The 21,097-nt window shown below is 65.6% G+C and carries 18 protein-coding genes; 9 read left to right on the top strand and 9 right to left on the bottom strand.

Annotated features, from left to right (window positions below; translation table 11 throughout):
* Positions 1 to 263 precede the first annotated feature (263 nt).
* Together AB3X86_RS06175 and galU are read left to right on the top strand one after the other, a co-directional pair.
* Positions 264 to 3,143: a valine--tRNA ligase gene (locus AB3X86_RS06175; protein ID WP_368595280.1), complete on the top strand. Its 2,880-nt coding sequence runs from the start codon at positions 264 to 266 to the stop codon at positions 3,141 to 3,143.
* 62 nt (positions 3,144 to 3,205) lie between these two features.
* On the top strand, positions 3,206 to 4,087 hold the full coding sequence (galU, locus tag AB3X86_RS06180) for a UTP--glucose-1-phosphate uridylyltransferase GalU (protein ID WP_176108012.1): 882 nt from the start codon (positions 3,206 to 3,208) through the stop codon (positions 4,085 to 4,087).
* A gap of 98 nt (positions 4,088 to 4,185) precedes the next feature.
* On the opposite strand, the gene AB3X86_RS06185 is transcribed toward galU, so the two are convergent.
* The 4 genes from AB3X86_RS06185 to AB3X86_RS06200 all read right to left on the bottom strand — a co-directional run bounded on the left by AB3X86_RS06185 (position 4,186) and on the right by AB3X86_RS06200 (position 7,453).
* Positions 4,186 to 4,413: a sulfurtransferase TusA family protein gene (locus AB3X86_RS06185; protein WP_026225937.1), complete on the bottom strand. Its 228-nt coding sequence runs from the start codon at positions 4,411 to 4,413 to the stop codon at positions 4,186 to 4,188.
* Positions 4,414 to 4,513: 100 nt separating this feature from the next.
* Positions 4,514 to 5,560 carry a Gfo/Idh/MocA family oxidoreductase gene (locus tag AB3X86_RS06190; protein WP_368595281.1) on the bottom strand — a complete coding sequence of 349 codons (1,047 nt, stop codon included), beginning with the start codon at positions 5,558 to 5,560 and terminating at the stop codon, positions 4,514 to 4,516.
* Entirely contained in the window at positions 5,560 to 6,576 is a 1,017-nt protein-coding gene (gene iolG / locus AB3X86_RS06195) for an inositol 2-dehydrogenase (protein ID WP_368595282.1), read from the bottom strand. Before iolG ends, AB3X86_RS06190 begins: the two co-directional genes overlap by 1 nt.
* Entirely contained in the window at positions 6,569 to 7,453 is an 885-nt protein-coding gene (locus AB3X86_RS06200) for a MurR/RpiR family transcriptional regulator (protein ID WP_176124000.1), read from the bottom strand. Before AB3X86_RS06200 ends, iolG begins: the two co-directional genes overlap by 8 nt.
* A gap of 276 nt (positions 7,454 to 7,729) precedes the next feature.
* Here AB3X86_RS06200 and AB3X86_RS06205 point away from each other — a divergent pair, with 276 nt between their 5' ends.
* From AB3X86_RS06205 to iolB, 7 genes are all read left to right on the top strand, one after another.
* Entirely contained in the window at positions 7,730 to 8,776 is a 1,047-nt protein-coding gene (locus AB3X86_RS06205) for a sugar ABC transporter substrate-binding protein (protein ID WP_176123999.1), read from the top strand.
* A gap of 207 nt (positions 8,777 to 8,983) precedes the next feature.
* Positions 8,984 to 10,174, top strand: a complete 1,191-nt coding sequence (locus AB3X86_RS06210; RefSeq protein WP_368595283.1) for an ABC transporter permease — start codon at positions 8,984 to 8,986, stop codon at positions 10,172 to 10,174.
* A 13-nt stretch (positions 10,175 to 10,187) separates the two neighbouring features.
* The gene (locus AB3X86_RS06215) at positions 10,188 to 10,994 is read left to right on the top strand and encodes an ATP-binding cassette domain-containing protein (protein ID WP_368595284.1); all 807 of its coding nucleotides are present in this window, start codon (positions 10,188 to 10,190) and stop codon (positions 10,992 to 10,994) included.
* Between the two features lie 86 nt (positions 10,995 to 11,080).
* A complete protein-coding gene (iolC, locus tag AB3X86_RS06220; RefSeq protein ID WP_368595285.1) occupies positions 11,081 to 13,105 on the top strand; it encodes a 5-dehydro-2-deoxygluconokinase in 2,025 nt (674 codons plus the stop codon).
* Entirely contained in the window at positions 13,102 to 15,075 is a 1,974-nt protein-coding gene (gene iolD, locus AB3X86_RS06225; protein WP_368595286.1) for a 3D-(3,5/4)-trihydroxycyclohexane-1,2-dione acylhydrolase (decyclizing), read from the top strand. The genes iolC and iolD overlap by 4 nt, the downstream gene beginning before the upstream one ends.
* A 19-nt stretch (positions 15,076 to 15,094) precedes the next feature.
* Positions 15,095 to 16,003, top strand: coding sequence for a myo-inosose-2 dehydratase (iolE, locus tag AB3X86_RS06230; RefSeq protein ID WP_368595287.1), 909 nt, complete (start codon positions 15,095 to 15,097; stop codon positions 16,001 to 16,003).
* A complete protein-coding gene (gene iolB, locus AB3X86_RS06235; RefSeq protein ID WP_176380404.1) occupies positions 16,000 to 16,800 on the top strand; it encodes a 5-deoxy-glucuronate isomerase in 801 nt (266 codons plus the stop codon). Before iolE ends, iolB begins: the two co-directional genes overlap by 4 nt.
* A 75-nt stretch (positions 16,801 to 16,875) precedes the next feature.
* On the opposite strand, the gene AB3X86_RS06240 is transcribed toward iolB, so the two are convergent.
* The 5 genes from AB3X86_RS06240 to AB3X86_RS06260 are packed head-to-tail and all read right to left on the bottom strand — an operon-like array spanning position 16,876 to position 21,096.
* Positions 16,876 to 17,601: an ABC transporter ATP-binding protein gene (locus AB3X86_RS06240; RefSeq protein ID WP_368595288.1), complete on the bottom strand. Its 726-nt coding sequence runs from the start codon at positions 17,599 to 17,601 to the stop codon at positions 16,876 to 16,878.
* Positions 17,598 to 18,398 (bottom strand): ABC transporter ATP-binding protein, encoded by an 801-nt coding sequence (locus tag AB3X86_RS06245; RefSeq protein WP_368595289.1) that lies wholly within the window; start codon positions 18,396 to 18,398, stop codon positions 17,598 to 17,600. Before AB3X86_RS06245 ends, AB3X86_RS06240 begins: the two co-directional genes overlap by 4 nt.
* Positions 18,395 to 19,681 carry a branched-chain amino acid ABC transporter permease gene (locus AB3X86_RS06250; RefSeq protein WP_368595409.1) on the bottom strand — a complete coding sequence of 429 codons (1,287 nt, stop codon included), beginning with the start codon at positions 19,679 to 19,681 and terminating at the stop codon, positions 18,395 to 18,397. The genes AB3X86_RS06245 and AB3X86_RS06250 overlap by 4 nt, the downstream gene beginning before the upstream one ends.
* A 22-nt stretch (positions 19,682 to 19,703) precedes the next feature.
* Positions 19,704 to 20,642 carry a branched-chain amino acid ABC transporter permease gene (locus tag AB3X86_RS06255; RefSeq protein ID WP_368595290.1) on the bottom strand — a complete coding sequence of 313 codons (939 nt, stop codon included), beginning with the start codon at positions 20,640 to 20,642 and terminating at the stop codon, positions 19,704 to 19,706.
* A 4-nt stretch (positions 20,643 to 20,646) separates the two neighbouring features.
* A complete protein-coding gene (locus AB3X86_RS06260) occupies positions 20,647 to 21,096 on the bottom strand; it encodes an acyl-CoA thioesterase (protein WP_368595291.1) in 450 nt (149 codons plus the stop codon).
* Position 21,097: the final 1 nt, after the last annotated feature.

Consider the following 21,097-nt stretch of genomic DNA (forward strand, 5'->3'; position numbering starts at 1 on the left):
AAGCGCAGTTCGGGGGACATTATATGCCCCGGCGGGGGCGGCGCTTTTTTGTCGTTGATCTGGCTTTATTGGCCTTTCCTTGCTGGCTTGTCGGTCTATTAGCGTTGCCCCGCACAGGGGCAACGCTAATAGACCGATAACACCACAAGGAAAGGCCAAAGAAGCCAAAACAACGACAAACCAAGCCGCCAGCAGGCAAAAACCCCTCGTTAGCTATAATCAACCATTCTCCGCCTCCAAAATCCAGCCTTTAAACCAGAAACATGAGCGACACCCCGAGCGACCCGACCTCGACGCTTGCAAAAAGCTTCGAACCCCACACCATCGAAGCCCACTGGGGCCCTGAATGGGAAAAGCGCGCCTACGCCGCGCCCTCCTTCGACGCGAACCGCAAGGATTTCTCGATCCAGCTGCCGCCGCCGAACGTCACGGGCACGCTGCACATGGGCCACGCGTTCAACCAGACCATCATGGACGGTCTCACCCGCTATCACCGCATGCTCGGCGAAAACACGCTGTGGGTGCCGGGTACCGACCACGCGGGCATCGCCACGCAGATCGTCGTCGAACGTCAGCTCGACGCACAAGGCGTGTCGCGCCACGACCTCGGCCGTGAAAAATTCGTCGAACGCGTGTGGGAGTGGAAGCAGCAGTCCGGCTCGACCATCACGAATCAGGTGCGTCGTCTCGGTGCGTCGATCGACTGGTCGCGCGAATACTTCACGATGGACGACAAGATGTCGGCCGCCGTGCGCGACGTGTTCGTGCGTCTGTATGAACAGGGCCTGATCTATCGCGGCAAGCGCCTCGTGAACTGGGACCCCGTGCTGCTCACCGCCGTGTCCGACCTCGAAGTGGTCAGCGAAGAAGAAAACGGCCACCTGTGGCACATCCACTATCCGTTGACCGACGGCTCGGGCCATCTGACCGTCGCGACTACCCGTCCGGAAACCATGCTCGGCGATACCGCCGTGATGGTGCACCCGGAAGACGAGCGCTACGCGCACCTGATCGGCAAGACCGTCACGCTGCCGCTGTCGAACCGCGAAGTGCCGATCATCGCCGACGATTACGTCGACCGCGAATTCGGCACCGGCGTCGTCAAGGTCACGCCCGCGCACGATTTCAACGACTACCAGGTCGGCCTTCGCCACAAGCTGCCGCAGATCGAAATCCTCACGCTCGACGCGAGGATCAACGACAACGCGCCCGAAAAATACCGCGGTCTCGACCGTTTCGAAGCCCGCAAGCTGGTGGTCACCGATCTCGAAGCGCTCGGCGCGCTCGAATCGGTCAAGCCGCACAAGTTGATGGTGCCGCGCGGCGACCGCACCGGCGTCGTGATCGAGCCGATGCTGACCGACCAGTGGTTCGTCGCGATGAGCAAGCCGGCGCCCGAAGGTACGTTCAATCCGGGCAAGTCGATCGCCGAGACCGCGCTCGACGTCGTGCGCAACGGCCAGATCAAATTCGTGCCGGAGAACTGGACCACCACGTACTACCAGTGGCTCGAAAACATCCAGGACTGGTGCATCTCGCGTCAGCTGTGGTGGGGGCATCAGATTCCGGCGTGGTACGGCGAGAACGGCGAAGTGTTCGTCGCGAAGACCGAAGAAGATGCGCGCGCGAAGGCCACCGCTACCGGTTACTCGGGCGCGTTGAAGCGCGACGAAGACGTGCTCGACACGTGGTTCTCGTCGGCTCTGGTGCCGTTCTCGTCGCTCGGCTGGCCGAACGAAACGGAAGAACTGAAGCACTTCATGCCGTCGTCGGTGCTCGTCACCGGCTTCGACATCATCTTCTTCTGGGTCGCGCGCATGGTCATGATGACCACGCACTTCACGGGCAAAGTGCCGTTCGACACGGTCTACGTGCACGGCCTCGTGCGCGACGCCGAAGGCCAGAAGATGTCGAAGAGCAAGGGCAACACGCTTGACCCGATCGACATCGTCGATGGCATCGACCTAGACGCGCTCGTCGCTAAACGCACCACCGGCCTGATGAATCCGAAGCAGGCCGCGTCGATCGAGAAGAAGACCCGCAAGGAGTTTCCGGACGGCATTCCGGCGTTCGGCACCGACGCGCTGCGCTTCACGATGGCGTCGATGGCCACGCTCGGCCGCAACGTCAATTTCGACCTTGCGCGCTGCGAAGGCTATCGCAACTTCTGCAACAAGCTGTGGAACGCCACCCGCTTCGTGCTGATGAACTGCGAAGGCCATGACTGCGGTTTCGGCCAACCGGCGCAATGTGGCGAATGCGGGCCAGAAGGCCAGTTGCATTTCTCGCAGGCCGATCGCTGGATCGTGTCGCAGCTTCAGCGCGTCGAAGCGGAAGTCACCAAGGGCTTTTCGGACTATCGTTTTGATAATGTGGCCAACGCCATATACAAGTTCGTCTGGGACGAATATTGTGACTGGTACGTCGAGCTCGCCAAGGTGCAGATCCAGACGGGGCAGCCGAACCAGCAGCGTGCCACGCGTCGCACGCTTTTGCGTGTGCTCGAAACGGTGCTGCGCCTCGCGCATCCGGTGATCCCGTTCATCACCGAAGCGCTGTGGCAGAAAGTGGCGCCGCTCGCGGGACGCTACCCGGAAGGCAAGGCCGAGGGCGAGGCGTCCATCATGGTGCAGCAGTACCCCATCGCGGAGCCTTCGAAGCTCGATGAAGACGCCGAGAAGTGGGCGAGCGACCTCAAAGCGGTGATCGATGCATGCCGGAATCTGCGCGGCGAAATGAATTTGTCGCCGGCGGTGAAGGTGCCGTTGCTCGCCACCGGCAACGCGGAGCGTCTTCGTACTTTCGCGCCTTATGCTCAGGCGCTTGCGCGTCTGTCCGAGGTGCAGATCATCGCCGACGAGGCCGCGCTCGATGCTCAGGCGGATGGCGCGCCAATTGCTATCGTAGGAACGGACAAGCTCGTTTTGAAGGTCGAAATCGATGCGGCGGTCGAACGCGAACGCCTGTCGAAGGAGATCACGCGGTTGAGCGCCGAAATCGTGAAATGCAACGGTAAGCTGCAAAATCAGGCGTTCGTCGCGAAGGCGCCGGCGGCGGTCGTGGAACAGGAGCAGAAGCGGCTGGCCGATTTCGAAGCCACCGTCGGCAAGCTGAAAGCCCAACTGGCTCGCTTGCCGGCCTGATCGACGCGCCCGCCGTCCTCAACGGCGGGCAAGGATTTAACCAGAGGACTCAGGGTATTCACATGCTAAAAGTTACGAAGGCGGTTTTTCCGGTAGCAGGACTTGGCACCCGCTTCCTCCCCGCCACGAAGGCTAGCCCGAAGGAGATGTTGCCGATCGTCGACAAGCCGCTGATTCAGTACGCGGTCGAAGAGGCCATGGCGGCAGGCATCACCGAAATGATCTTCGTCACGGGCCGCAGCAAGCGCGCGATCGAAGACCATTTCGACAAGTCCTATGAGATCGAGGCCGAACTCGAAGCACGCGGCAAGGACAAGCTGCTCGAACTCGTGCGTAGCATCAAGCCGAGCCACGTCGACTGCTTCTACGTGCGCCAGGCCGAAGCGCTGGGCCTCGGCCATGCGGTGCTGTGCGCGGAGAAGCTGGTCGGCGACAACCCGTTTGCCGTGATTCTCGCGGACGACCTGTTGTACGGCACGCCGCCCGTGATGACCCAAATGATCGAGGTGTTCGATCACTATCACAGCTCGGTGATCGGCGTCGAAGAGATCCCGCCGCAAGACACGAAGTCGTACGGCATCGTCGATGGCAAGGAATGGGAAGATTCGATCATCAAGATGTCGGGCATCATCGAAAAGCCGGAGCCGAGCGTGGCGCCGTCGAACCTCGGCGTGGTCGGCCGATATGTGCTGAAGCCGCGCATCTTCGATCACCTGCGCTCGATCAAACCGGGCGCGGGCGGTGAATTGCAACTGACGGACGCGATCCAGTCGCTGCTCGCCGATGAACAGGTGCTCGCGTACAAGTATCACGGCACGCGTTTCGACTGCGGCAGCAAGCTCGGCTACCTGAAGGCGACCGTCGAGTTCGCGCTGCGTCACCCGGAAGTGGCCTCGGATTTCGAAGAGTATCTGCGTACCCGCTCGCCGGTGCTCGAAGGCTGACGCCAAGGTCAGGCTGAAACGAAGAAGGCGCTGTACCCCGAATAATGGGGACAGCGCCTTCTTTTTTACATCGGACGGACAGTTTTACCGGATGCCGCTCAACGGCGCCGCATCAGAAACGTAAATACCTTGTCGTGCGCCGAGCTTTCGACGATCTCGTTGCCGGTCTGCTTCGCGAACGCGGCGAAATCGCGCTGCGAGCCGGGATCGGTGGCGAGCACCTTGAGAATCTGGCCGCTTTCCATGTCGGCGAGCGCTTTTTTGGCGCGCAGGATGGGCAGCGGGCACATGAGCCCGCGCGCATCGACTTCCTTGTGAATCTGAATTTGCATCGACGATGACCTTCAGGACGAGGCGTCGCTGACGACGCCGGACAGAGGGTCAAATTCTACAGCAGGCGGCGCGGCGGCGCCGGGCAGCACACCGCTACAGCGTCACCGCCCCGCCGCTTTGCAGCGACTCGCGCAGCGCGACGCCGATACGCGTCGCTTCGAGCGCATCGGCGAGCGTCGCGCCACTGCATGCCGCATCACCGTTCCCCGGCCCTTTTTGCACCGATGCGACGAACGCGCGTGCCTCGTGCAGAAACGCGTCCTCGAAGCGGTCGAAAAAGTTCGGCGTGCACTCGTTGCGAATGCCGGCCGAGTCGTAGATCTCGACGCGGTTCGCGCGCGGATTGCGGCCGATCGTCAATGCGCCCGCGGTGCCGATCACTTCGCTATGCGTGTCGTTGCCGTGCGCCTGCGTGCGCGACGCGTAAAACATCGCGAGCTTGCCGCCCTCGAATTCGCAGATCGCAACGCCGTTGTCGACGTCGCCGAATTCGCGCAGACCTTCGTGCAGCGCGATCGTGCCCGCCGCGAACACGCGCGTCGCGCGCGGCTTGCCGAGCAGCCAGCGGGCGACGTCGATGTCGTGCACCGTGCAGTCGAGAAAGATGCCGCCCGAGGTGGCCGCGAAGCGCACGAAGAAACCGTCGTTGTCGTTTTTATCGGTGGTCTGCGAACGCACGAGGAACGTCCGGCCGATCTGGCCGGCGGCGATTTTATCGAACGCGTCGCGGTAGCTCGGATCGAAGCGGCGCATGAAGCCGAGCGTCGCTTGCAGATGCGGATAGCGCGCCGCTTCGGCCAGCACGCGCTCGCATTCGACGACATCGAGCGACAGCGGCTTTTCGCAGAATACGTGCTTGCCGGCGCGCAATGCGTCGACGATCTGCTGCGCGTGCAGCGACGACGGTGTGACGAGCCATACCGCGTCGATCTGCGGATCGGCGAGCAGGTCCGCGTAATCGGCGTAAAGACGCGGCTCGGGTAGCGCATCGCGCGCCCACGCGAGTTCCTCTTCGAGCGGACTGCACGCGGCCGCGAGCGTCGCACCCGGCACGCGATACGCGAGATTCTCCGCATGCCGCTTGCCAAGCCGCCCAAGGCCCACCACGCCGACCCGCAAGCGCTCCGTGGCGGGCTTCATCACGCGGCCTCGCCGAGTTTGACCGCGCGGCCGTCGCGCCACGAACGCGTCGCGGCTTCCGCGAGTTCGAGCGCTTTCAGGCCATCGGCGACGGTGGTGCGCACCGGCTTGCCGTGCGTGACCGCGTCGAAGAAATGCGCGATTTCGAGCGCGTACGCCGCGCGATAGCGTTCGAGAAAAAACGCCTCGGGCACGTCGGTCGATACCTTCGTTTGCGAGTACGCGGTGACTTCGGTGGGCCGTATGTTGCCCGCTTGCAGCATGCCGGTGCTGCCGAGCACTTCGAAGCGCTGGTCGTAGCCGTATGCGGCGCGCCGCGTGGTGTTGATCTGGCACAGGCGGCCGCGCTTCGTGCGGATCGTCACCGCGGTCGAATCGATGTCGCCCGCGTCGGCGATCGCGGGGTCGGTGAGGCAGCTGCCGGTGGCGTGCAGCGTGTCGGCTTCGTCGTCGAGAATCCAGCGGCAGATGTCGAAGTCGTGAATCAGCATGTCCTTGAAGATGCCGCCGGAGCGCCGGATGTAGTCGACCGGCGGCGCGCCGGGATCGCGGCTCGTCACGACGAGCATCTCAGGCGTGCCGATCTCGCCCGCGTCCAGACGCGCTTTCAATGCGGCAAACGTCGGATCGAAGCGCCGCTGAAACCCGATCATGCACACCACACCCGCGCGCTCCACGGCTTCTGCGCACATCCGCGCGCGCTCCAGCGTGAGATCGACCGGCTTCTCGCAGAACACGTGCTTGTTCTGCGCGGCCGATTTGACGATCAGGTCCGCATGCGTGTCGGTGCTCGAACAGATCACGGTCGCGCCAATCGAAGCGTCGCCGATCGCGCCGTCGATATCCGCGACCTGCGCGCCATGCTGCGCGGCGAGCGCGGCGGCCGCCTCGCGATTCACGTCGACCACGTATTTGAGCCGCACGCCGGGCTGCCGCGCGAGATTCGCCGCATGGATCTTGCCGATGCGTCCCGCGCCGAATACCGCGACGTCGATCGTGCTTACCGCGTCAGTCATCGTAGCCTCCAGGGTCGTTGGATTCTTCAACGTTCAGTTCGAGCTTGTACGCGAGCGCGATGAACAGCGCCTGGCACAGGCAGATCGTGCTGGTCAGCGAGCGAAACGCGAACGCGCTGCCCTCTTTCACGTAGAGTTGCGTGCTCGCGTAGCGCGCGAGCGGCGATAGCTGGCTATCCGTAATGACGAGCGTCTTCGCCTGATGATGATGCGCGACCCGCAGACAGTACTGCGTCTCCTTGCCGTACGGCGCGAAGCTGATCGCGATCACCACGTCGCCCTTCCTGACACTGCGGATTTGCTCGCGATACATGCCGCCGAAGCCGGACACCAGATGCACGCGCTTGTGCGTGTGCTGCAACGCATAGACGATGTAGCTCGCGACCGGGAACGAGCGCCGCACGCCGATCACGTAGATGTTGTCGGCCTGCTGCAGCATCTTCACGGCGGCGTCGAACTGCTTGTCGTCGAGGCCCGCTTCGAGTTCTTCGAGGCCGCCGCGCGACGCGGCGATGAACTCGCGCGCGACCGCGCCGCCCGACAGCGTGCCGGGCTTCTCGTCGATCAGCTTGCGGATGCGCTGCTGATAGCTCGACGACGACACGCCCTGCCCCGTATACGCCTGACGAAACACCGCCTGCAGATCGGAAAACCCGGAAAAGCCGAACCGCTGCGCAAAGCGCACGACCGCCGACGGGTGCACGCCGCAGCTCGCGGCGATATCGCTGGTGCGATCCATCATCACGCTCGAGCGATGCTGCTCGATATACGTCGCCACGCTCTTCAACTGCCGCGGCAGCGACTCGTAGGTATCCGCGATGCGCTGCATCAATTCGTCGACGCTCGGCAACGCTTCTTCGGTGATCTGTTCCGCCATGACTGCCTCTCGGGGTTTCCTGCAATGCGACAGACGCGCCCGCGGCCCGCCGCAACGCGCATCCGACGTTGCCGAGTATAGGCGGCCGCCCGATCAAATGGAATGTATTTTCCATTTTTATTTGTCATGAAATTTTCTTTGCAAGGCTTCGGAAGATGACCTACTCTTGGTCGTGAGCGATGGCGCTTCGGCCTCGTTGTGTGGGTCATCGGAATGGCAAGCCACCCGCCAGGCGCTCCCTCAATAACGAACGACAGACCGAGAAAGGTGGAGACAATGAGACTTTGCAGAGGCAAGGCAACGCTCAGGATTCTGGTGACGGCGTTGACGTTGGCGACGGGATTCGGCGCGGCCTCGGCCGCCCGCGCGGCGGACGCTCACTTCGTGCTGGTCAGCCACGCGCCGGATTCGGACTCGTGGTGGAACACGATCAAGAACGCGATCAAGCAGGCCGACGAGGACTTCAACGTTCAGACCGACTACCGCAACCCGCCGAACGGCGACATCGCCGACATGGCGCGTCTCGTCGAACAGGCGGCCGCGCGCAATTACGACGGCGTGATCGTATCGATCGCCGACTTCGACGTGCTGAAGAGCTCGATCGGGAAGGTCACCGAGAAACACATTCCGCTCGTCACGATCAATTCGGGCACCGAGGAGCAAAGCGCGAAGCTCGGCGCGATCATGCACGTCGGCCAGCCCGAATTCGCGGCCGGCAAAGCCGCCGGCGAAAAGGCCAAGGCCGCCGGTATCAAGTCGTTCCTGTGCGTGAACCACTACGCGACGAACCCGGCTTCGTTCGAACGCTGCCGCGGTTTCGCCGAAGCGATCGGCGCCAACTTCAAGACCTCGACGCTCGACGTGGGCCAGGACCCGACCGGCGTGCAGTCGAAAGTCAGCGCGTTCCTGCGCAATCATCCGGATACCCAGGCGGTGCTGACGCTCGGTCCGCTGTCGGCCGACCCGACGCTGAAGGCGCTGCAGCAGATGGGCGTCGCCGGCAAGATCTGGTTCGCGACCTTCGACTTCGATAGCGACATCGCAAAGGGCATCCAGGACGGCACGATCCAGTTCGCGATCGACCAGCAACCGTACTTGCAGGGCTATATCCCGGTCGCCGTGCTGGCGATCGCGAAGAAGAACAACACCACCGATCCTGTGAAGATCCGCGAGGTCCTGCAGGCGAATCCGAAGTTCAAGGAGCGTCTCGCGACCTATGGGCTCGCACCGTCGTATGGGCCGCGCAATATCGGCTCGGGTCCGGGCTTCATCACCAAGGAAAATGTCGACAAGGTGCTGAAGTACGCGGGTCAGTACCGCTGAACGCACGGCATCGCATCGCATCGCGCGATCAAGCCGCCGCGCGGCGGCAAGGTTGAAAAGGCAGTGACCGGTGGGACACATTGCGTCTTGCCGGCACCCGCCCGCTCAGCGGTTATGCCGCCCAGCGGATATGCCGCCCAACGGATTCGCAAACGCCCAAGGCATTGCGCCGACTCGCCGGTCGCGGGCGTATCAAGGAGAGCTTCAATGGGTGTCGCCGACCTGTTTCATCCCCATCACCGCAAGCAACCGCCGTCCGATCCGCAGGACCCGCCACAGTCTGGCGCGACGACCGCCTCGCAAGCCACTGCCGTCGACGAACGCGTGCGCGAGGAATCCTGGTTCCGCCATCTGCTCGGCCGACCGGAATTCGCGGCGCTCGCCGGTACCGTGATGGTGTTCATCGTGTTCGGCCTGGCCGCCGGCAACTCGGGGATGTTCAACCTCGACGGCGTGATGAACTGGTCGCAGGTCGCCGCCTATCTCGGTCTGATCTCGGTCGGCGCATGCCTGCTGATGATCGCCGGCGAGTTCGATCTGTCGATCGGCTCGATGATCGGTTTTGCCGGCATGATGGTCGCGCTGCCGACCATGTACTTCCACTGGCCGATCTGGCTTGCGATCGTGTTCGCGTTCGTCGGCTCGATGTTGCTCGGCGCGCTCAACGGCTATCTGGTGATGCGCACGCGCCTGCCGTCGTTCATCGTCACGCTCGCGTTCCTGTTCATTCTGCGCGGTCTGACGCTCGCGCTGTCGGTGATGTTCGCCGATCGCACGATCATCTCCGGCGTCGGCGACGTCGCGCGTCAGGACTGGTTCGCGCACACGTTCTTTCAGGGCGTTGCGTTCCGAGGTCTGTTCGTATGGCTTGGCCACCTCGGTCTCGTGAAGATGCTCGACAACGGCGCGCCGCTCGTGCCGGGCATTCCCAAGGTGCTGCTCTGGTGGTTCGTGCTCGCCGTGGTCTGCGCGTTCACGCTCGCGAAGACGCGCTTCGGCAACTGGATTTTCGCGGTCGGCGGCGATGCCAACGCGGCCAAGAACGTCGGCGTGCCGGTGCGTCGCGTGAAGATCTCGCTGTTCGTACTGACCGCGTTCTGCTCGGCGCTGTATGCGGTGCTGCAGGTGTGCGATATCGGTTCGGCCGCGGCGGACCGTGGTTTGCAGGCGGAGTTCGAGGCGATCATCGCCGCGGTGATCGGCGGCACGCTGCTGACGGGCGGCTACGGCTCGGTGGTCGGCGCCTGCTTCGGCGCGCTGATCTTCGGCGTCGTGCAGATCGGCATCACCTATACCAACGTCGATTCCGACTGGTTCCGCGTGTTCCTCGGCGTGATGCTGCTGTTCGCCGTGCTGTTCAACCACTACGTGCGCGGCCGCGTCGCGGCATCGCGCTAGACGGAGGTTCACGATGAGCACCCCCGAACAGAACCGCGACGACATCATCTTGTCGCTCGAAAACGTCAGCCGTTATTTCGGCAACATCATCGCGCTGAACGACATCACGCTGCGGCTCAAACGCGGTGAAGTGCATTGCCTGCTCGGCGACAACGGCGCCGGCAAATCGACGCTGATCAAGACGCTCGCGGGCGTGTATCAGCCGAGCAAAGGCACCTACCGGGTGGACGGCAAACCGGTGCATTTCACGTCGCCGAAAGACGCGCTCGATCTCGGCATCGCAACCGTCTATCAGGATCTCGCGCTGGTGCCACTGCTGTCGGTCGCGCGCAATTTCTTCATGGGCCGCGAACCGCAGAAAAAGCTGTTCGGCTTTCTGAACGTAATGGACCTCGAAACCTGCGCCGCAACCGCGCGCGACAAGCTCGCCGAAATGGGCATCAACGTGCGCGACCCGCATCAGCCGATCGGCACGATGTCGGGCGGCGAGCGTCAATGCCTCGCCATCGCGCGTGCGATCCACTTCGGCGCGCGCGTGCTGATTCTCGACGAACCGACCGCCGCGCTCGGCGTCAAGCAGAGCTTCAACGTGCTGAAGCTGATCCATAAGGCGCGCGCCAAAGGCATCTCGGTGATCTTCATCACGCACAACGTGCATCACGCGTATCCGATCGGCGATTCGTTCACGCTGCTCAATCGCGGCCGCTCGCTCGGCACCTTCACCAAACAGACGATCAGCAAGGACGAAGTGCTCGACATGATGGCCGGCGGCGCCGAGATGCAGAAGATGATCGGCGAACTCGAAGGCGCGACGATCTGACCGATTCGCGCGGTGCGACCGGCCTCGACGGGTTTCGCCAGGCCGGCTACCGCGCACTCACCGCGCACTGTTACTCAGGACTATTCATGGCTCACTCCAGCACCTCCAGCGCTAACGCAGCGGGCAGCCGGTTCGCGCCGGGGCGCGCCCGCGACATCGTGTGCCTCGGCCGGCTCGCCGTCGATCTGTACGCGCAGCAGGTCGGCGCGCGGCTCGAAGACGTGTCGAGCTTCGCGAAGTATCTCGGCGGCTCGTCGGCGAACATCGCGTTCGGCTGCGCGCGGCTCGGGCTTGACGCAGCCATGCTGGCGCGCGTCGGCAACGATCACATGGGACGCTTCCTGACCGAAACGCTCGCGAAGGAAGGCTGCGACGTGAGCCACGTGCGCATCGATCACGAACGGCTGACCGCGCTCGTGCTGCTCGGCCTGAAGGACCGCGACACGTTCCCGCTGATCTTCTACCGCGAGAACTGCGCAGACATGGCGGTCGACGAGGCCGATTTCGACGAGGCGTTCATTGCGTCGTCGAAAGCACTGTTGATCACCGGCACGCACTTTTCCACCGCACAGGTCGATCGCACGAGCCGCCGCGCGCTCGAATACGCGCGCCGCAACGACGTGCGCACCGTGCTCGACATCGACTACCGCCCGGTGCTGTGGGGGCTCACCGGCAAGGCCGACGGCGAGACGCGTTTCGTCGCGAGCGAAGGTGTCAGCGCGCATTTGCAGCGGATTCTGCCGCTGTTCGATCTGGTGATCGGCACCGAGGAAGAGTTTCGCATCGCCGGCGGCAAGACCGACCTGCGCGATGCGCTCGCGATGGTGCGCGCCGTGACGCCGGCCACGCTGGTGCTGAAGCGCGGGCCGCTCGGCTGTCAGATCATCGACGGCGACGTGCCTGCATCGCTCGACGCTGCGCCGATTCATGGCGGCGTCGAAGTCGAAGTGCTGAACGTGCTCGGCGCAGGCGACGCATTCGCTTCCGGCTTCCTCTCGGGGTGGCTGCGCGATCAGCCGCTCGAGGCCTGCGCGCGCGCCGCGAATGCGAGCGGCGCGCTGGTCGTATCACGCCACGGCTGCGCCCCCGCGATGCCGACCCCGGCCGAGCTCGACTACTTCCTGCGCGAGGCGCAGGCCGATCCGCAGCGCATGCGCCGGCCCGACCGCGATGCGAAGCTCGCCAGACTGCATCGCGTTTCGCCGGCGCGTAAAGCGTGGCGCGAAGTGCTCGGCTTCGCATTCGATCATCGCAACCCGTTCTTCGAACTCGCGCAGCAGACCGGCGCCGACGAAGCGCGCATTGCCTCGTTGAAGGGCTTGTTCGTCGAAGCGGTCGCGCAGACCGAGCGCGCATTGAACCTGCAGGGACGCATCGGCGTATTGATCGACGACCGCTATGGTCAGGACGCGCTGAATGCCGCGACCGGCCGCGGCTGGTGGATCGGCCGTCCGGTCGAGTTGCCCGGCTCCGTGCCGCTCGTGTTCGATCATGGCCGCTCGATCGGCACCACGCTGATCGCGTGGCCGCAGGAGCACATCGTCAAATGCCTCGTGCAGTTTCATCCGGATGAGCCGATCGAGCAGCGGCTCGAACAGGAGGCGCAACTGCGCGCGCTGTATGACGCGACTCAGGCCAGCGGCCACGAACTGCTGCTCGAAGTGATTCCGCCGAAGCATGCGTCGCTGCCGCAGGGGCCGGACATCGTGTATCGCGCGTTGAAGCGCCTGTACAACCTCGGCATCTACCCCGAGTGGTGGAAGCTCGAACCGATGGACGCCGCGCAATGGCAGGCCATCGACGCGCTGATCGCCGAGCGAGATCCCTATTGCCGCGGCGTCGTGCTGCTCGGCTTGTCGGCGGCGGTCGAGCAGTTGAGCGAAGGCTTTCGTGCGGCCGCACAAGCGGCGACGTGCCGCGGCTTCACGGTCGGCCGCACGATCTTTCACGAACCGAGCCATGCGTGGCTCGCCGGCGAAATCGGCGATGACGAACTGATCGCGCGCGTGCGCCACACGTTCGAAACGCTGATCGCCGCGTGGCGCGGTGCGCGCGGCGAACCGACGGCGTATGGCACACCTCATCACGCTCATCAGGAGCAGGCCGCATGAACGAGGGCATCATGCATGACGACACTCCATCCATCAGCGGCGCGTCGCAATCGCCCGGCCGCACCGGCGGCACGATTCGCCTGACGATGGCACAGGCGCTGGTGCGCTATCTGGCCGCGCAACGCGTCGCCAGCGAAGACGGCACCAGCGTCGAACCGCTGTTCGGCGGCGTGTTCGCGATCTTCGGCCACGGCAACGTCGCGGGCATCGGCGAGGCGCTGTATCAGCATCGCGACGCGCTGCCCACGTTCCGGGCGCACAACGAGCAGGCGATGGCGCATAGTGCGATCGCCTATGCTAAGGCGCACTTTCGCCGCCGCATGATGGCCGTGACGACGTCGATCGGCCCCGGTGCGACCAATCTGCTGACCGCGGCCGCGCTCGCGCACGTGAACCGTCTGCCGGTGCTGCTGCTGCCCGGCGATATCTTCGTCTCGCGCGCGCCCGATCCGGTGTTGCAGCAGCTAGAGGATTTCAGCGACGGCGGCGTATCCGCGAACGACGCGTTCAAGCCGCTATCGCGCTACTTCGACCGCATCGTGCAGCCCGCGCAATTGCTGAGCGCGCTGCCGCGCGCGATCCGCGTGCTGACCGATGCCGCGTCGTGTGGCCCGGTCACGCTCGCGTTGCCGCAGGACGTGCAGGCGCAGGCATGGGACTTTCCGGAGGACTTTTTCACGCCGCGCGTCGTGCGTATTCATGCACCCGCGCCGCGTAGCGACGATCTCGACGCCGCGTGCGCGCGCTTGCGGCACGCGAAGCGGCCGCTGATCGTCGCGGGCGGCGGCGTGCTGTACAGCCGCGCGGCCGATGCGCTGCACCGTTTCGCGAGCGCGCATGGCGTGCCGGTCGCGGAAACGCAGGCCGGCAAAAGCTCGCTCGCGTGGAACGATCCGTTGAATGCGGGCGCGCTCGGCGTGACCGGGTCGCCCGCCGCCAATGCGCTCGCGCATGACGCCGATTGCGTACTCGCGCTCGGCACGCGGCTGCAGGACTTCACGACCGGCTCGAACACGCTGTTCACGCAAGCCGACGTGATCGCGATCAACGCGAATGGCTTCGACGCGCTCAAGCATCGCGGCTTCGTCGTCGAAGCCGATGTGAAGCTCGCGCTCGATGCGCTCGCCGGGCCGCTGCAAGGCTGGCACGCAGAGCGCGCGTGGACCGCGCGCGCGCACAAGCTCGCGGCCAGTTGGCGCGACACCGTGCAAACGCTCACGCATGCGCCGCAACGCGACGCGGTGCTGCCCTACGAGGGCGACGTGATCGGCGCGGTGCAGCGTTCGAGCGCGCGCTCGCCGGCCGACGACATCGTCGTCTGCGCGGCCGGCACGCTGCCCGCCGAGCTGCACAAACTGTGGCGCGCGGGCCGGCCCGGCGCGTATCACGTCGAATATGGCTACTCGTGCATGGGCTATGAGATCGCGGGCGGCCTCGGCGTGAAGCTGGCGCGGCCCGAGCGCGAGGTGATCGTGATTCTCGGCGACGGCAGCTATCTGATGATGAACAGCGAGATCGCGAGCTCGGTGATGCTCGGCGCGAAGCTGATCGTCATCGTGCTCGACAATCGCGGCTTCGGCTGCATCAACCGGCTGCAACAGGCTTGCGGCGGCGCACCGTTCAACAATCTGCTCGACGATTGCGCGCACGGCCCGGAAGGCGTGCCGCGCATCGACTTCGCTGCGCATGCGCGCGCGCTCGGCGCGCAAGCCGAACATGCGCGCAATCTCGCCGAACTCGAAGTGGCGCTGCAACGCGCACGCGCGGCCAAGGGCACGTACGTGATCAGCATCGACACCGACCCGGCTCGCACGACCGAAGACGGCGGCTGGTGGTGGGAAGTCGCGGTGCCCGAAGTCTCGACGCGCACCGAAGTGCGCGACGCCCGCGCGAAGTACGACGCGCAGCTCGCGGCGCGCGCGGCGCCCTCCGCACCGCCTTCGCCGCCACAGGGCGCCGATCAAGACTGAGAACCATGAGGACTTCGGCATGACTGCTTTCGACGTACGCATCGGCATCAATCCGCTATCGTGGATGAACGACGACCTGCCGTCGCTCGGCGGCGAGACGCCGCTCGAAGTCGCGCTGACCGAGGGTCGCCAGATCGGCTATCAGGGCTTCGAGCTCGGCAACAAGTTTCCCCGCGAGCCGCAAGCGCTGAAAACGCTGCTCGCGCAATACGACCTCGCGCTCGTGTCCGGCTGGTACTCGGGACAATTGGCCAAACGCAGCGTCGCGGAAGAAATCGACGCGGTCGGCCCGCATCTGGAATTGCTCGCGCAAAACGGCGCGACCGTGATGGTGTATGGCGAAGTCGCCGATTCGATCCAGGGCGCGCCGCGCCCGCTGTATCAACGGCCGCGCTTTTTCAGCGACGCGCAATGGGCCGACTACGCGGCACGCGTCGATGAATTCGCGCGCTATACGCAAAGCCGTGGCGTTCGGCTCGCCTATCATCATCACATGGGCGCGTACGTCGAAACGCCAGCCGACGTCGATCAGTTGATGGCGCGCACCAGCGACGCGGTCGGCCTGCTGTTCGACGCCGGGCACATCACGTTCGCGGGCGGCGATCCGGTGGCCGTGCTCGACAAGCACATCGCGCGCGTTTGTCACGTGCACTGCAAGGACGTGCGCCCCGCCGTGATGAAGCTCGCGCGCAATCGCAACTGGAGTTTTCTCGATGCGGTGATCGCCGGCGCGTTCACGGTGCCCGGCGACGGCGCGGTCAATTTTCCGGCGCTGATCGACCGGCTGAAGCGGCATGGTTATTGCGGCTGGCTCGTCGTCGAGGCGGAGCAGGACCCCGTGGTCGCGCCGTCGTTCGATTATGCGCAGAAGGGGTATGGAACTTTGCGGGCGCTCGTCGATGCGCCGCTCGGCAAGGAGGCAGCATGAGCTTATTGGTAAAGGCAGAGCGCGAAGGCCAGACGATCGCGCGCGTGACGCCGCAGTCGGCCTGCTGGCGCTATGTAGGATTCGCCGCGTACCGGGTCGGCACGAACGAACTGGTGTATGTATTCGAACCGGCGCGCGAATCGTGCATCATCGTGCTGAGCGGCGCGGTCGATATCGAAACGCCGGATACGACTTGGAGTTCGGTCGGCTCGCGCGACAGCGTGTTCGAAGACGCGGCGCCGTACGCGGTGTATCTGCCGCCGAACGTGCGCGCGACGGTGCGCGCGAACCGCGACGCGGAAATTGGTGTCGCGAGCGCGCCGGCCAAGGGCGAGTATCCGGCGCGGCTGATCGAGCCGGCGTCGATGAAGCGCTCGACGCGGGGCAAGTCGCTGAATACGCGCTACGTGTGCGACATTCTTCCGCAGACCGAACCGGCGGAGTCGTTGCTGGTGGTCGAAGTGAGAACGCCGGGCGGTCACGCGTCGAGCTATCCGCCGCACAAGCACGACACCGACAACATTCCGCACGAAAGCTCGCTCGAAGAAACCTATTACCACCGGCTCGATCCGCCGCAAGGCTTCGCATTTCAGCGCGTCTACACCGACTCGCGCGATATCGACGAATCGATGGCCGTCGAGGATCACGACGTCGTGATGGTGCCGCGCGGCTATCACCCGGTCATCGTGCCGTACGGGTACGACTCGTACTATCTGAACGTGATGGCCGGTAGCCAGCGGGTCTGGCATTTCCATAACGATCCGGCGCACGAATGGATCATCAATAAGGATGCTTGACCATCCGGGATGCGCTACGCGTTGGGTGTCCAAGCGTAGCCCCCGCGTCGCTCCAGGCGCGCGCGAGCCTGTGCGTCAACCCACCCCGAGCCACTCGCGCATCACATCGTCACGCGACAGAAACGACGCAAGCGCGCCGTCGAACACGATCTCGCCATGCCCCATCACCGCGACGCGGCTCCCGATGTCCTGCGCAATCACGAGCCTCTGCTCGATCAGCAACATCGCGACGCCACGCTCGCGCAACGTGTGCAGACAATCGGCGACCTGCCTCATCACGAGACTCGCGAGCCCTTCGCCGGGCTCGTCGATCAACAGCAGATCGGGGTCGCCGAGCAGAGCCCGCGCGAGCGCGAGCATCTGTTGCTCGCCGCCCGACAGCGCGCCGGCACGCGTGCGCTTGCGCTCGGCGAGCACCGGGAATAGCGCATATGCGTCGTCGAGCGTGAAGCGCGGCGCGCGGCCGCGCGCACGCGATGCGGCAACTGGCGCAATGCCGAGCAGCAGGTTTTCATGGACACTCAGCGCGGCGAACACATCGCGATGCTCGGCCACGTAGCCGAGCCCGAGCCGCGCGATCTCGAACGTGCGCAGACCCGCGAGCGAGCGCCCCGCGAAACGCAGTTCGCCCTCGCAGCGCACGAGGCCCATGATCGCGCGTGCCAGCGTCGAGCGGCCTGAGCCATTGCGGCCGACCAGTGCGACCACTTCGCCGGGCTCGATGCTCAGCGTGACGCCGTGCAGCGCCTGGCTCGCGCCGTACCACGCGTTCAGGTCGCGAATGTCGAGCAGCGCGCTCATCGGCCTGCTCCGTGGTCTAGCTCGTCACCGGACCGCGCGCCTGAGGCGGCATCGAAGCGCTCACCCAGATACGCGGCCCGCACCGCCGCATCCGCGCGAATCGCGGCCGGCGACCCGCTCGCGATGATGCGCCCCTGCACCAGCACCGAAATCCGATCGGCGATCGCGAACACCGCTTCCATGTCGTGCTCGACCATCAGCAGCGTACGGCCCGCGGTGGTGTCGCGAATCAGCTCGATCGCGCGCGCCGCCTCGGCGCGGTTCATGCCCGCCGTCGGTTCGTCGAGCAGCAGCGTGTGCGCGCCGCTCGCGAGCGCGATGCCGAGGTCGAGCGCGCGCTGCTCCGCGTAGCTGAGCGTGCCGGCCGCGACGTCGCGGCGCGGGCCGAGGCCGACCGCGTCGAGCACGTCGGCAGCGCGCGCATCGACAGCGGCGGCGCCGGTCAGACGCTGCCACCAGCGCGTACGATCGCGCTCGGCAAGCTGCGCCGCGCAGCGCAGGTTGTCGAACACGGACAGCCGCGCGAACACGCTGGTGCTCTGGAAGCTGCGCGCGAGGCCGCGGCGCGCGATCGCGGCCGGCGCGAGCCGCGTGATGTCCGCGCCGAACAGATGGATACGCCCCGCGCTCGGCCGCGCGCCGCCGCTGATCAGGTTGAACAGCGTCGATTTGCCCGCGCCGTTCGGGCCGATGAGCGCGTGCCGCTCGCCGGGTTCGATGGCGAGATCGACGCCGCGCAGGATCGGCGTCGCGCCGAAGCGTTTTTCGATGCCGTGGAGCGCGAGTGCGGGGATCATCGTGCGGCTCCGGAGGATCGTGCCGCGCGCGCGTGCGCGGTGACGCGTGCATGCGCGCGCAGTGCATGGCGTGTGGACAACGTAGCCAGGACAGCGAGCGCAACGAGTGTCAGCGCCAGAGGAAGCGGCGACAGCGTCGGTGCGACGGTGACATCAGTACCCGCACCCGCGCCGAACAATGCGCTAAACGCCGGGCCTTCGTCCGCCCCGAACTGCGCCGCATAGGCCCACTGCACCGCGATCACGATGGCCGCGAGCCACAGCAGCCCCGCCGCCGCGCTCCACAGATAGGCGGCCCGGCAACCTCGCCAGCCATAGGCCGCAATCCGCGCCACCTGCCGCGACGCAAAGCCAGCAAGCCCGTCCGGCGCGGCCATCACGACGACGACAAAGAACACCCCGAGATAGAACAACCACGCCCGCGTAACACTTGCGACCACCACGCTGAAAAACGTCAGCACGATCGCTCCCGCGACCGGCCCGAAGAACACCGCCGTGCCGCCGATCACGGTCGCGATCAGCACCGTGCCCGAGCGCATCATGCCGACGCTCTCGGTCGACACGAGTTCGATATTGATCAGCCCGAGCGTCCCCGCGATGCCCGCGAAAAACGCCGACAGCACGACCACGCGATAGCGAACCCGGCGCGGATGGCAGCCGATCGCCGCCGCACGCGCCGGGTTGTCGCGCACCGCGTTCGCGAGCCGCATGAACGGCGTGCGCGACAGCGCAAACATCGCGACACTCGCGACGACACACCACAGCGCGATCAGCGCATAGGCCGCGCGCGCCGGACCGAAGTTCCAGCCGCCGAGCGGCGGCCCATTCGCGCGATCGATCGCGACGCCCGCCTCGCCGCCGAACCAGCCCGGGAGCGTCCACGCGGCCGCGACGACGAGTTCGCCGAGACCGAGCGTGATCATCGCGAACGCGGTGCCGGCACGGCGCGTCGCGATAAAGCCGAACAGCACACCGCACAGCGCGCCGCCGATGCCGCCGACCAACGGCAGCAGCACGAGCGGCACGCCGGTCGCGTTGAACACGCGCGCGGCGACCAGCGCGCCGAGCCCCGCATAGGCGGCATGTCCGAACGACAGCAGCCCGGTCTCGCCGAGCAACAGGTTGTACGACAGCGCGAACACGATCATCGTCGCGCTTTGCGCAAGGTAGGCGAGCAGCCAGCTGTGCGGCCAGATGAAAGGCGGCACGGCTAGGAATGCGACGAGCGCGAGCCAAGGCACGAGCGCGCGGCCGGGCCTGCAAGGCGGCACCCTGCCTTCCACCGCATCTGACGACCCACTCCGCCTATGCATGATCGTCACGCCGTCCGAACAGCCCGCGCGGCCTCATCGCCAGCACCGCGACGAGCAGCAGGTACGGCAGCAGCGGCGCGACTTGCGCGAGCGTCAGCGCGTCCCATTCGGGCGGCAGCACCGCGCCGGCGAGCGACACCATGTCGCCCAACGACAGATCGCTCGCCACCGCCAGCGTCTGCACGCACCCCACCAGCAGCGACGCGACCAGCGCCCCGCTCAGCGACCCGAGCCCGCCGATCACGACCACGACGAATACGATCGAGCCGAGCGACTCCGCCATCGCCGGCTCGATCACGAACAGCGGCGCGCCGATCACGCCGGCCAGCGCGGCGAGCCCGGTGCCGGCGGCGAACACGCCGGTGAACACGCGCGGCACGTTGTGGCCGAGCGCTTCGACGGCCTGCGCATGCGTGAGCGCGGCGCGCACGATCAAGCCCGTCTTCGACACCCGCAGCATGGCGACGAGCGCGGCAAGCATCGCGAGCGACACCGCCATCATGAACGCGCGATAGCGCGTGAAAACCGCGCCGTACAGCGAGAACAGCGGACCGTCGAGCACGGCCGGAAGCCTCGCCGACAGCGGACTGAGCCCCCAGCCGAGCTTGACGAGTTCGCCGAGCAGATACGCGGCGCCGAACGTCAGCAGCAGTTCGGGCAGATGACCGTGCCCGCGCACGCGCCGCAGCAGCCAGCGCTCGAGCGCCGCGCCGAGCAAACCGACGACGAGCGGCGCGACTACCAGCGCGCTCCAGAAGCCGGCGCGTGCCGCCACCGAAAAGCCGACGTACGCGCCGAGCATGTAGAAGCTCGCATGCGCGAAGTTGAGCACGCCGAGCATGCTGAAGATCAGCGTCAGCCCGGCCGACAGCATGAACAGCAACAGCCCGTAGCTCAGGCCGTTGAGCAAAGTGATGACGAACGACTGCACGCGTCTAGTCCGCCGGCCCGGCGACCCACAAAGGTTCGAGCGCCGCGCGCAGTTCGGCGGGCAGGTTCACCGGCCGGCGCGTCGCGCGATCCACGTAGACGTGCACGAAATGCCCCTGCGCGGCGGGCGCGGCGTCGCCGTCGCGGAACAGCCCCACCTCGTAGCGCACGCTCGACGTGCCGAGCCGCGCGACGCGCAAGCCCGCGTCGATGCGATCGGGAAACACGAGCGGCGCGAAGTAGTTGCACTGCGTCTCGACGACGAGCCCGATCGTCGCGCCGCGCTCGAAATCGAGCACGCCCGCGCGGATCAGATACTCGTTCACGACGGTGTCGAAATAGCTGTAGTAGACGACGTTGTTCACGTGGCCGTAGACGTCGTTGTCCATCCAGCGCGTGGTGATCGACAGAAAGTGCGGATACGCGGCGCGGCCGGCGGGGGCGGGTTTGTTCATC

The organism is Paraburkholderia sp. BR14374 (genome assembly GCF_040948685.1).
GTDB classification, from domain to species: Bacteria; Pseudomonadota; Gammaproteobacteria; order Burkholderiales; family Burkholderiaceae; genus Paraburkholderia; species Paraburkholderia youngii.